At 63.1% G+C, this 12,087-nt stretch carries 12 protein-coding genes and 2 pseudogenes; 4 read left to right on the top strand and 10 right to left on the bottom strand.

The window, feature by feature from the left end:
* Position 1: 1 nt before the first annotated feature.
* The 5 genes from A5650_RS11805 to A5650_RS11825 form a co-directional block, all read right to left on the bottom strand.
* Positions 2-1,630 (bottom strand): fatty acid--CoA ligase, encoded by a 1,629-nt coding sequence (locus A5650_RS11805; protein WP_046188900.1) that lies wholly within the window; start codon positions 1,628-1,630, stop codon positions 2-4.
* A 36-nt stretch (positions 1,631-1,666) separates the two neighbouring features.
* Entirely contained in the window at positions 1,667-2,077 is a 411-nt protein-coding gene (locus A5650_RS11810) for an SCP2 sterol-binding domain-containing protein (protein ID WP_016889191.1), read from the bottom strand.
* A 261-nt stretch (positions 2,078-2,338) separates the two neighbouring features.
* Positions 2,339-3,541 (bottom strand): NAD(P)/FAD-dependent oxidoreductase, encoded by a 1,203-nt coding sequence (locus tag A5650_RS11815; RefSeq protein ID WP_012394828.1) that lies wholly within the window; start codon positions 3,539-3,541, stop codon positions 2,339-2,341.
* A complete protein-coding gene (locus tag A5650_RS11820) occupies positions 3,538-4,878 on the bottom strand; it encodes a cytochrome P450 (protein WP_046188902.1) in 1,341 nt (446 codons plus the stop codon). Before A5650_RS11820 ends, A5650_RS11815 begins: the two co-directional genes overlap by 4 nt.
* Positions 4,879-4,949: 71 nt before the next feature.
* Positions 4,950-5,270, bottom strand: coding sequence for a 2Fe-2S iron-sulfur cluster-binding protein (locus A5650_RS11825; RefSeq protein WP_012394830.1), 321 nt, complete (start codon positions 5,268-5,270; stop codon positions 4,950-4,952).
* Between the two features lie 162 nt (positions 5,271-5,432).
* Between A5650_RS11825 and A5650_RS11830 the strand changes: the two genes are divergently transcribed.
* Complete coding sequence (locus tag A5650_RS11830) at positions 5,433-6,398, top strand: helix-turn-helix transcriptional regulator (RefSeq protein ID WP_046188922.1); 966 nt, start codon at positions 5,433-5,435, stop codon at positions 6,396-6,398.
* 69 nt (positions 6,399-6,467) lie between these two features.
* Here the strand turns inward: A5650_RS11830 and A5650_RS27340 are convergent.
* The 5 genes and pseudogenes from A5650_RS27340 to A5650_RS11850 all read right to left on the bottom strand — a co-directional run.
* Positions 6,468-6,893: pseudogene (locus A5650_RS27340) on the bottom strand (IS1380 family transposase); the annotation flags it as partial.
* Positions 6,894-7,040: 147 nt separating this feature from the next.
* Positions 7,041-7,619 (bottom strand): TetR/AcrR family transcriptional regulator, encoded by a 579-nt coding sequence (locus A5650_RS11835; RefSeq protein WP_172827193.1) that lies wholly within the window; start codon positions 7,617-7,619, stop codon positions 7,041-7,043.
* A 92-nt stretch (positions 7,620-7,711) separates the two neighbouring features.
* Positions 7,712-8,623: an alpha/beta fold hydrolase gene (locus A5650_RS11840; protein WP_012394833.1), complete on the bottom strand. Its 912-nt coding sequence runs from the start codon at positions 8,621-8,623 to the stop codon at positions 7,712-7,714.
* A complete protein-coding gene (locus A5650_RS11845; protein WP_041325313.1) occupies positions 8,623-9,060 on the bottom strand; it encodes a PaaI family thioesterase in 438 nt (145 codons plus the stop codon). Before A5650_RS11845 ends, A5650_RS11840 begins: the two co-directional genes overlap by 1 nt.
* Positions 9,061-9,113: 53 nt before the next feature.
* Positions 9,114-9,638 carry a TetR/AcrR family transcriptional regulator gene (locus tag A5650_RS11850; protein ID WP_008256180.1) on the bottom strand — a complete coding sequence of 175 codons (525 nt, stop codon included), beginning with the start codon at positions 9,636-9,638 and terminating at the stop codon, positions 9,114-9,116.
* A 275-nt stretch (positions 9,639-9,913) separates the two neighbouring features.
* On the opposite strand from A5650_RS11850, the pseudogene A5650_RS11855 reads away from it, so the two are divergent.
* From A5650_RS11855 to A5650_RS11865, 3 genes and pseudogenes are all read left to right on the top strand, one after another.
* Positions 9,914-10,282: pseudogene (locus tag A5650_RS11855) on the top strand (TLP1 C-terminal extension domain-containing protein); the annotation flags it as partial.
* The gene (locus A5650_RS11860) at positions 10,279-11,451 is read left to right on the top strand and encodes a zinc-dependent alcohol dehydrogenase (RefSeq protein ID WP_012394837.1); all 1,173 of its coding nucleotides are present in this window, start codon (positions 10,279-10,281) and stop codon (positions 11,449-11,451) included. The pseudogene A5650_RS11855 and the gene A5650_RS11860, both read left to right, overlap by 4 nt.
* A complete protein-coding gene (locus tag A5650_RS11865; RefSeq protein ID WP_012394838.1) occupies positions 11,414-11,992 on the top strand; it encodes a carboxymuconolactone decarboxylase family protein in 579 nt (192 codons plus the stop codon). The genes A5650_RS11860 and A5650_RS11865 overlap by 38 nt, the downstream gene beginning before the upstream one ends.
* Positions 11,993-12,087: the final 95 nt, after the last annotated feature.

Consider the following 12,087-nt stretch of genomic DNA (forward strand, 5'->3'; position numbering starts at 1 on the left):
TTCACGCCAGCGTCTCGATGATGAGGTCACCGTCGCCGAACTGGCGGCGCAGCTTCTTCTTGTCGAACTTGCCAGTGGAAGTCAGCGGAATGTCGGTGACGAACGCCCACCGTTCCGGTAGCCACCACTTGGCCACCCGCGCACGCAGAAATTCGGTCAGCTCCGCCGCGGTGGCGGTGCGGTCGGCAGCCAGGACGACCACCGCCAGCGGCCGTTCCTGCCACTTGTCGTCGGGCACTCCAATCACCGTGGCGGTGCGCACCGCAGGGTGAGCGGCCAACTCGTTCTCCAATTCCACCGAGGAGATCCATTCGCCCCCGGACTTGATGACATCCTTGGAGCGGTCGGTCAGCGCGATGAACGCGTCCGCGCTGATCGTCCCGACGTCCCCGGTACGCAACCACCCGTCCGGCGACGCCGCCGGACTGTCATTCTCGTAATACGACTGAGTGATCCACGGGCCGCGGACTTGAATCTCCCCCACCGATTTTCCGTCCCACGGTTGTTCTGCACCGCTGTCATCGACGATGCGGGCCTGCACACCGGCCACCACCCGGCCTTGGGTTGCGCGCAGGTGAAGCGACCTCTCCGGGGTATCAGAACTCCGCGGCAGAGCGACCGAGGCCAGCGGGGAAGTCTCAGTCATCCCCCAAGCCTGCACAATGCGGATGCCCAGCTCGTCATAGGCGGTCATCAACGACCGCGGAACCGCCGAACCACCGCAGGCCACCATCTTCAGCGAACTCACGTCATGGCCGGGATTGTCGCGCAGGTAGTGCAGAACATCGGTCCAGATCGTCGGCACCGCCCCCGCCATCGTCGGTCGCACCGCCTCGATCATCTCCACTAGAGGCCCCGCCTGCAGGAAACGGTCAGGCAGCAGAAGCTGCGCGCCGGCCATCATCGCCGCATACGGCAACCCCCACGCGTTGGCGTGGAACATCGGAACGATCGCCAACACCGTGTCGTCATGACCGATGCCCAAGGCATTCGAGGTGCACGCCGCCTGCGAGTGCAACCACGTCGAACGATGGCTGTAGACAACACCTTTCGGGTGCCCGGTGGTACCGCTCGTATAGCACATCGCTGCGGCCGACTGCTCGTCGACGTCGGGCCAGTCGAACGTACTCGACTGGGCGGCCACCACATCGTCGTACCGTAGGACGTCCTTTCCGCACCCCTCGACCGCGGCAAGATCGCCGGTTCCGGTCACTAGCACCGTGCGCACCGAGGTCATCGACGGCAACGCCGCCGCCAAAAGGGCCAGCACCGTACTGTCGACGATGATCACCCGATCCTCGGCATGATTGGCGATCCACGTCAGCTGTTCCGGCGGCAGCCGCAGGTTCAACGTATGCAGCACCGCGCCCATCGACGGCACCGCCGCGTAACAGTCCAGATGCTCCTGGTTGCTCCACTGTAACGTCGCGACACGCTCATCTCCACGGATGCCGATCTGGCGCAGAGCATTTGCCAACCGTGCCGCACGCTCACCCACCTCGCGATAGGACACCCCAGAGATCTGCCGGGGTCCGCGCGCAGTCAGCACCTCGCGATCGCCATGAACTGCCGAAGCATGGGCCACGATCGCGGGCACAGTCAACGCAACGTCCTGCATCGTGCTCCTCATCGCACACCCGCCCTACAGCCCGCGGTGAGGCGAGGGTCACGCATCGATGAGGTCCTGCCGATTCTGGCTCTCCAGCATCAACCGGTACTCGGGGAACAGGTTCTTGGCCTGCGGGATCAACTTGATCAACTTCGGCACCGGACCTTTCGCACGTACCGTTCCCTTGGCCATCGCCATCGTCAAGTTCACCTTCCCCAACCAGAACTTGTTCCCCGTGTCTGCCGACATGAACAACTCCACGTTGGGCACCGCGGTACTGGCCGCTCCGGTCTCCACCACCTTGTTCGGCATGTCCACCGTCACAACCGCATCCGGATCTGTGTAATGCACCCGCAACACCACACCCGAATTCGCGAGCTTGTCCGCCAGACCCTCCTTCTCCAAACCCCGCCGAAAGATCCCGCCCAGGAAGGCATAGACCTCGTCCTCGTCCCTAAATACCGCCACCGTCAACCTCAACTAACCTCATTGTCAGAACAGAACAGAACAGAACAGGCACCGACTTCTGACGCTGCTCCTCCGGAAAGAATCGTCATGCTCGTTGGGAAACCCCACTAGGTCCTGATGCGCTGCGCCAAGGCGACCGCCGGGCAGCCGCTAGCGTTCCTTTGCCAGCGGGGCTGGATGGCAATTGTCACTGAAGTACCTCTCCAAGACACGCGTCGCATCCGCCGTCGTCGTTCCCACCGCCTACGCACCGCCGGCACCTCAGTCCGAGCCGGCGAGCACCAGTTCGGCCCGTTCGACGGCGACTTGCTGCGTGATGACCCGCTTGCTGAACATGAAGTCGCGGGGACGGTTGATGCAGTCGGCGGCAAGAAGCTCGCCGGCACGGAGGTAGAAGCAGGTGAAGTCGCGCTCCCGGGTCGGGTCGCCGCTGAGGACGACCTCGTCGTACCCGGTGTTGAGACCGGCGATCTGGAGCTTGAGGTCGTATTGATCTGACCAGAACCATGGAAGGGCCGCTATCTTCTTGGACTTCCCACAGACGGTCGCGGCGGCGACCTTGGCCTGCTCGGCCGCGCTCGGCACGGACTCCAGGCGGATGCGACGGCCGTAACGGGCCATGTCGTGGCTGGCGCAGTCCCCGGCGGCCACGATGTCGGGGTCGCTAGTCCGGGCCTGATCGTCGATCACGACGCCGTTGTCGACGACCAGGCCCGCGGTGGCGGCGAGCTCGGTGTTCGGCTCCACGCCGATGCCGACAATGACGAGGTCGGCGGGAATTGATTCGCCACCGGCCAGGATTACTTCGCGGACCCTGCCGTCGCCGGACAGAGCCTCGACCAGCGTGCCCGTCCGGATGTTGACGCCCTCCTCCCGGTGGATCCGGTCGAAGAACTCCGATACCTCCGGGGCGGTGACCCGTTCAAGGACGCGCCCGGTCGCCTCGAGCAGGGTGACCTCCAGACCCAGTGCACGCAACGAGGCGGCTGTCTCCAGTCCGATGTAGCCGCCGCCGACGATCACCGCCCGACGCCCGGGGCCGGCGGCCTCTCGGATCATCTCGCCGTCCGCGGCGGTGCGTAGGTAGAAGACTCCGGCCAGGTCCGCTCCCGGGGTGGGGAGCCGACGAGGCCGGGCGCCAGTGCACAGCGCGAGCTTGTCGTAGGGCAGTGCGTCGCCGGTACTCAGCACGACATGACCAGCCGAGCGGTCGACCGCCGCCACCGTCGCATCCAGGAGTCGGATCCGCTGCTTGGCGTAGAAATCCGAGTTGCGGATCGCGAGTTCGGCCAGTTCGCATTTGTCGGCCAGGTACGACTTGGACAGCGGGGGCCGCTGGTAGGGCAACGCCGACTCATCGCCGACGAGGACGATTTCGCCGTCCCACCCTTCTCGGCGAAGACTGGCGGCGAGCTGGGTGCCCGCGTGGCTGGCCCCCGCGATGACCGCTCGCTGCACGGTCATGCGCCACCTTTCGGGGTGAGGCGGACCATCAGCTTACTGATCCCCCTCACGAAGTTGGACTGCACGTACTCGGGCTCACCGACGACCTCGATGTTCTCGAACCGCGGAAGCAGCTCCTCCCACAGGATCCGCAACTGCATCTCGGCCAGCCGGTTACCCATACAGCGGTGCACGCCGAAACCGAAGGAGATGTGGTTACGGGCGTTGGCCCGATCGATAATCAGGTCATCGGGCCGATCGAACACGCGCTCGTCGCGGTTGCCCGAGGCGTACCACATCAGGACCTTGTCGCCCTTGCGGATGAACTGCCCGTTGAGCACAGTGTCGGCCTTGGCGATCCGGCGCATATGCGCGAGCGGGGTTTGCCACCGGATGATCTCCGAGACCATGTTGGGGATCAGCTCGGGGTTCGCCTTCAGCTTCTCAAACTGGTCAGGGAACTCGTTCAGCGCCAGAACACCACCGCTCATGGAATTGCGGGTCGTATCGTTGCCACCCACGATCAGCAATACCAAGTTGCCCAAGAACTCCATCGGGCGATCGATCAGGTCCTTGGTGCTCTCGTCGCTCTGCAACATGGTGATCAGATCGAAGCCGGGCAGCTCTCCGGCAGCTGTCCGGGCTGCCTTGTCCCGCCAGTGAGCGCTGAGACCTCTAGCCATATCGACCATGCCGCGAAATATCTCGTCGTTGTCCGAGGGCCCACCGTTGGCTTGCTCCATGGAGGTGGCGAGATCGGACCATTGGACGAGCTTGCGCCGCTGCTCGAACGGGAAGTCCAGCAGCGTGGCCAGCATGCGCGCGGTTAGCTCGATCGAGACGTGCTGCACCCAGTTGAACGGTTCGCCAAGCGGCAGAGCGTCGAGCACGTCTACCACCCGCTCGCGGATGAGGCCCTCCATCTCACGCAGGTTCTTCGGTGCGACCACACCCTGGACAGCCTGCCGTTGCCGGTCGTGTTTTGGGGGGTCCATCGCGATGAACATCGCAATGTCGAGGAAGCGCGGCGGGCTCCCGATGACGATGAACGGCTCGGAGGAGAAGACCTCGTGGTTCTTGTCGACGGCCACGATGTCGGCATGCCGCGTCACCGACCAGAACGGGCCGAACGCGCTGTGGGCCTGATAGTGCACGGGAGCCTCGTTGCGTAGGCGCTCGTAATAGGACTTCCAGCGACCCTGACGATAGAGGAAAGGATTGCTAAGGTCGATGTCGGTCAGTTCAACCTCGTCAGCCGGCGGGATCGGTCGCTCGATGAAGATTTTTTCACCGTTGGTGCCGGTGACCCAGCGCCGCGTTCTGTCGTAGAGGTGGGCGCCCTGGATTATTCGGTCCATCGGAATTGTTGCCTGAGCCTTGGCAGTGACTGCCTCGCGAATATTGCTCACGTCTCACCTCTCTTTCGTCATCACAGTTGGAACTCGGGCAGATGGACGATCAAACCGTCCCACGCCTCAGAGACCTGCATCTGGCAGGACAGCCGGGAGGTCGGCTGACGCTCGGGGTTCATCGCGAGCATCTCCTCTTCATTGGCCCCGGAGAGGCCGACCCGATCGGACCATTGCGGATCGACGATCACATGGCAGGTGCCGCACGCGGCTTCGCCTCCGCAGTCGCCGTCGATGCCGGGCACCGCATTGTTGGTCGCGACCCGCATCAGTGACTGACCTTCCTCGAGAGGCGCCTCATACTTCTCGCCGCCGTGGGAGACAAATGTGACAACTGCCATAGCCAGGCTCCTTGCGTGTCCTCAGTTACTTGACACAAGTCTTGCGCCAGATGAGCGCTGCGGCTATGTTCGCCGGAGTCAGAAACTTGTGATTTCGGCTCAAAGGGGCCATGGTCAGTGAACCCCAATGACGCGGGTGTGCCCCCACTCGCATTCGTGCAAATGCTCGAGAGCCCGGCGTTTGACCCAGACGCCGTCGCGCGGCTTCGCAACATCATGGCTCGCGAAGGAACCGACGAGGCGACGCTGATTCAGCGTGATATCCAGGCCCCGTTACGGTGGTTTCGTGAGGCGTACCCCGGTCTAGACATCGATCAGGCAACGCTGCTCGGATTTGCGTTAGCCGAACAGGCACAGTTGACGTCCTTCGGCCCGCTGAGTGTTCCGCTGGTCAGCGCGGGCTCAGTGGCCGAGATCGTAGAGCTGCTGACTTATCTGCCGTTGATCACGACGGCTGTCAAAGCACAGTTTCATCCAGATGACCAAGGCCTCACCGTCGGGCTCTGGGGACACACCAGCGATCGTGCCCTGGACTGCCTCGCCGTCACGTACGCCGGGTTGGCGTTGTTGCGACTGCTGGACATGCTCGTCCGTGCGGCGCCGACCCTCACACTCCACTTGAGTTGGCCAGCGCCCGCCGCCTTGAAAGATCGCGAGGACGACCTTACCGCCGGGCGCCTGTTCTTCGACGCTCCGATGTCCTTCCTCCATGTTCCCGCGGACACGCTCAACGAGGTGTGCCGGTTCTCCGATCCCGTCGCATACCGACTCGCCATCGTCGATCTGCAGCGAACTCTCGACCAGCGGAGCGAAACCACGTCGTTCTCGGAGAAGGTGAGACGGCTGCTGCAGAAGGAGCCCGGACGCCGAAGTAAACATTGGTTCGCACATGAGCTGTCGATGTCCACCAGCACACTCAAGCGGCGCCTCTCCGAAGAGGAGACCACCTTTCGCGAGTTGCGCCAAGCATTCCTGCGCGAGCGCGCGATGCTGCAGCTACTCGACCGATCCCTATCGGTGAGTGAGATCGCCACGGATCTCGGATACAGCGACCTCGCCAACTTCTCACACGCCTTCAAGCGATGGACCGGCCGCTCTCCGAGCGAGTTTCGGCTCTCACCACATTGAGCTGTCCCGGCGGGTCCGGAGATCCCGACCTTTGCGGCGTCTTTCTGCAGCGTCGCCTCTCCCCGGGTGTTCGATGAAGGCCCGAGCCTGCGCGCCGGGCAGCAGATTCACCCGGTCACACAAGCCGGCCAGATGCTCGGCCAGCACCGAATCCAATTGGCGGGCATAACCGAAAGTGAACTCCCGCAACAGCGTTCCCATCGTTGACGGGGGATACACCCGGCGGAAAAAGGGTTTTTATGCCGCCAGCGCGGACCAGGTCGACATCATCGATGTAATCCGCGCCCGCGTACATGCTCGCGATCAGGGTGGCCAGTTTCGGAGCCGGATTGGCCGACCTCGACTTGACCCTGGGAGCTGCGATGTGAATCTTGTTGGCCAACAACTCCGATAGGCCTGCCTGCTCAGCCAGCGCCATCACCGGCACCAGGCCCGCGCACGACACCAGATGTCCTCATCGAACACATCGGACCGCGGGGTGAACGTGTGGGACACTCGCGCCGGAAGTGCCGTTCTCGAACTGGACCGATTGTTGCCTGAACAATATCAATCTTCCCAGCTCAGAACGCACTTTCCTTATCCCGACACCCCGACAAACAGTCCATTGTCAGTGGATCGAGGCTAAGACCGCTCAAGTCACAGCTATCTATAGCCAACGCCGAGGTAGCGGAGCGCCACCCGCGAGATCCGCGCACCCGTGGTGGCGATGTCCGCGGAGGGAAGGACGACGTGACTCACGGTGAGCCGCACCAGAACGTCTGCGACCTCCTCGACGTCTTCGGAGTCGAGATCGGCGAAGTGGTCGTGAAACCACGCGACCAAAGCCGCGGAGGAGAGCTGGAGCAGGGACGCCGATGTCGGCAGGAGAGGAAGAACGCCCGTCGTCGGCGCACCGGCGCGATCATCCCCTGAGTGGCTGGACGTCAGCACCGACTTCAGGAGCGGACTGGCTTCTGCTTCACGCAGGGTGAACCGCACCGCTGCGGTGATGCCGCCCTGAACGTCGCCGGTGTGTTCGGCGAGGATGGCGTGGATACCCTCCAGGAAGCGCTGACCCTCGGCCACCACGAGCGCGTCACCAAGTCCCTGCTTATCGCCGAACTCCTTGTATAGCGTCGGTCGGGAGACGCCGACAAGTTCGGCGACCTCACTCACTCGGACTTGTTCCCAGCCCTTCTCAATGGTGAGTTCCCGTGTCGCCCTCAAGACCTGCTCGCGGATATGTCGGCGAAACGACATCCGCGCCGAATCAGTTGGCATACGAGCAGAATAGGTGGCGAACTGGGATCTCCCGCGCAGCCCGACGACTGGCGTCAAACGGTACGGTCGAGAAAGTCGACGACCGCCGTCGAGAATGCGTCGTTGTTGTCGCCAGCAACCATGTGGCCCGCGCCCGACACGTCAACGGTTTGCGCGTGGGGAACCAAGGTGAGGAAATCCTTCACTGTCTCTTCGGAGACTATGTCCGACAGCAGGCCGCGGACCAGCAGCGCCGGCGCGGACACCTGTCGCGCGCCATCGACAAGGAATGCGCTCATCATCTCGAACTCCTCTGCGCCGTCGTCTGAATCACTCTGCAGGAACTGAAAATTCGACGTCGCAAACGCCGGATCCCATCGCCAGGCCCAGCGACCGTCTCCACGTCGGCGGAGGACTTTTTGAAGGCCGTCGACGTTTTCGGGGCGAGGGCGGTGCGGGTTGTAGGCGGCGATCACGTCAGCGGCCGACTCTAGGCTGTCGAAACCTTCGGGATGGGCCGACATGAACGATAGGACTCGGCGGGCGCCGTGCATCTGCATTCGCGGAGTGATGTCAACCAGGACGACGGCCTGCCATAGCTCCGATGGGGCGAGCAAGTGCGTGCCGAGGATGGTCAAACCGCCCAACGATGCCCCGATCGCGGCAACTGGGCGGGCGGAGCCGGCGTACGCGCGCACGGCCAACAGGTCGGACCCCAGCCGTTCGATGTCATAGCGTCCGTCTGGATCCCAGTCGCTGTCACCATGTCCCCTTGCGTCGTAGGCGGCAACGGTGTAGCCCCGCTGATGCAATCGTTGGGCGGTGACATCCCAGGCGTGCCGGCTCTGACCACCGCCGTGAAGGAGCAACACGACCGCCCGCGGTCCGTCACAGCGGTAGAAGTCGACCGCCAGCGAGAGCCCATCCACCGTGGGCACGCGCTCGACGACAGGAGCGGACGAATCATGTGCTCTGTTTGCAGACATCAAGAGATGGCCTTCGGTGCGACGACGGTGACGGTGCCCTGCGCCGCACACACCGCTCTGCCGTCGTTGCAGATGTCGATACGTGCCACACCGCTGGTTCTGCCCAGCGAGATGATCTCAGCCGTGGCTACACAGGTTCCGCTGGAGACTGGACGAAGCAAATTCAGTTTGAACTCCGTCGTCGCGACCCAGGATCCCATCGGAATCACGGGATAAAACACCACTCCAAGGCAATGGTCGACCATGGCCGACAAGCAGCCGCCATGCAAGTTGCCGAAAGGCGTCTTCAGGTCGTCGCGTGCGTCCATCTCCGCGACGAGCCGTCCAGCAGTGAATTCAGTGTGCCGGAAGCCGAGGTAACCGGCCAGCCCGCCCGTGGTTTCTGCTGCGCTCTGCAGTTGTTCAGCGACCTGCTGGTTGAACGCGGTGAACTGCACAGACATGTCCGGCCTCCTACCTCAGCTGTGGTTGAGACATTACGCCTTGTCTGTCACATCGGTCGACAATGGTCGCTCGCCAGGATTGCGGGAAGGAGAAACCTTGAAAGAAATGTCCGGAGCCCGTCACGACTGCGCTCCCGCGGTCCTCGAACAGTCAGCAGGCTCAGTATCGTGCGGAGAACCCACTCGGCGGCGTCGTCGACGGAGACGCCCGGTTCTACGTAACTCCAGTGTCTCCTGAAGATGGGACGGAGAAACTCGGTGACGAGTTCGAAGAGTGACGTCGAGGTCCCCGCCGCGAGGCCAACGCCGGCGAGTTCCTCGTCGCTGCCGAACAACAATCCGATGATCTCTTCGCGGCGCGCGGCCTCAACTGTGTATTCCACGAAATCGACGAGAGCGGAGCCCAGATCGGTGTGCTCCGCGATCCGGGGGTTGATGCGATCGAGATAGCGCTCGGCGGCGCGAATGATGACGCCCGACATCACCGCCTCCCGATTAGGGAAGTAGCGATACACCGTTGCCCTGGAGACACCCGCTGTTCTGCCGATGTCCTCCATGGTCGTGCCTACCACGCCGCAACTCTCTAGGCACCGCTCGGCAGCATCTAGCAATCGGTCGCGAGCGGAATCACGATCTGACGGCGCGGCGGCACCCCATCGCACCAACTTCGTCGACACAACAGCCAGTATGCCGCGGGCGCACACCATTGTGGCTTGACTGCAGATATGACACCATCGCATTCGTGTCTCACAACAGCCCGTGGCCCTGAGCGAGTGATCGATTGTCGGTAGAAGCGCGTACTCCGGTGGCGGTCGGCGTAGGCGAAGTCACCCATCGCGGGGACGACGTCGTCACCGGCCTCGGTTGGTATTCGACGAAACATTCGGTCGGTGTGTGGTCGGCCACCCCTCCACCAACCGGGTGGCGACTGATCGACACGGCAGACGAACAAACTCCGATCGATTCATCGCGGCTGGCCGTCGCAGGCGTCGACGAGGCGACCGGTCGCGCGACAGTGGACGGGTACACGGTCGAATACGACCGAGACGGGCGACCTCGATGGACACCGACCATCGCGCACCTGTCCGACGGGCGAAGAGTCGTCGCACGCAGCGACGATCCGCAGATTGCCGAGGCGATGGCGGGCGAGATGTACGTTGGCAGAACGGTTTGCCTCCGAAACACAGGGTCGTCCACGGGATTCGAGCTTCCATGATCGCCGAGGCCATGGTGTTGACCGGACCGCGGAATCTGGAGCGGCGCCAGATGACCATCCCCGACGTCGGTGACCGCGGTGCGATCCTGCGAGTTGAAGCATGTGGTCTATGCGGTACAGATCACGAACAATTCACCGGACACCTGCCTGCCGGCTTCTCATTCGTTCCAGGTCACGAAATCGTCGGCATCGTCGAACATGTCGGCAATGCGGCCAGCGAACGCTGGTGCGTCCGGGCCGGCCAGCGCGTGGCCGTCGAGGTGTTCCGGTCCTGCCGAGACTGCCCGGAGTGTCGCCGCGGCGAATACCGGCGATGTGCGGTGAACGGCATCGCCACCATGTTCGGGTTCGTCGACGTGGAGATCGGCGCCGGGTTATGGGGCGGATACGCCACCCATGTGGAGCTTCCGTGGGACGCGATGCTACTCCCGATTGCCGAAGACATGGACCCCGTTCTCGCCACGTTGTTCAACCCTCTCGGGGCCGGTATCCAATGGGGGAAAACTCTTCCCGACACCAAGGCGGGGGGTATCGTAGCGATACTGGGACCGGGCATCCGCGGGATCTGCGCGGCGGTGGCGGCGAAAGAGGCGGGAGCCGCTTTCGTCGCGATGACCGGCATCGGTCCACGCGACGATCAGCGACTGGCCATAGCCAGATCATTCGGTGTCGACCTGCCCATCGACGTATCGCAGGACGATGCAGTGACAGCGCTCCAGCGTGAGACAGGCGGACAGCTTGCCGACGTGGTCATCGATGTCACCGCCAAAGCACCCTCCGCGTTCGCCGACGCCGTCGCCCTTGCCAGGCCTGGCGGCAGGGTCGTGGTTGCTGGCACCCGCGGCGGAGGCGGCGCGCCCGGCTTTGAACCAGACACGCTGGTGTATAAGGAATTACACATCGCCGGTGCACTCGGCGTGGAGTATCCCGCCTACCGGGCAGCCCTCGAGATTCTGGCCACGCGCCGCTGGCCGTTCGACCGGATCACAAGAGAATCAACCGGATTCGCTGGTCTCGCGCCGCTGCTCAGTTCGCTTGCAGATGAAAATGCCAAATCGAGTGCGGCCCTGCACAACGTCTTCGTGCCCACGCCCTCACAGCATGCGGAGCTTCAACAGAGGAAGGTCACACGTGACGAGAACGGAACGCGTACCGATGCTCGACCTTGAGCAGGCCCGGCTGCGGGCTGCCGAGTGTGGGCTGCCCGCAGAGATGGCAGAACTGTCAGTATTTCGCGTGGCACTTCACCAGCCGAGCCTCGCAGTGGCCCTGTACGGAATGCTTGAGGCGCTGCTATTTAACGGTGTGCTCGACGCCCGGCTACGCGAATTGATCATCATGCGCATCGGCTGGGTAACGGGGTCGGTATATGAGTGGACACAGCATTGGCGAATCGCGACGCTGCTCGGTGTGGCTTCGGATGACCTTCTGGCGGTGCGTGACTGGCAGAGTTCCAATCGTCTGGGCCATGCCGAGCGTGCGGTCCTGGCGGCGACCGATGATGTGGTACGTGACGGGGTCATTGCCGAGGAAAACTGGGCCGCGTGCCACAAGGCATTCAATGGCGATCACGCGGTTTTGGTCGAACTTGTCGGAGCGATCGCCAATTGGCGGCTCTTTTCGATCCTGCTTCGATCCTTGAATATTCCGCTTGAGTCGGGTACCGACTCCTGGCCGCCCGATGGGCGAGCCCCTCGACGTGACGATTGAGTAAAAACGGTTGTTCAGCAATCGCACCCAAGTTGAAGCTCGGTTACCCCTTATGTTCCTAGTCAGTTGTGGGCTATTGAATTTCAAACGGGTAG

Origin of the sequence: Mycobacterium sp. 1164985.4 (genome assembly GCF_001668575.1) — a bacterium.
Lineage (GTDB): Bacteria > Actinomycetota > Actinomycetes > Mycobacteriales > Mycobacteriaceae > Mycobacterium.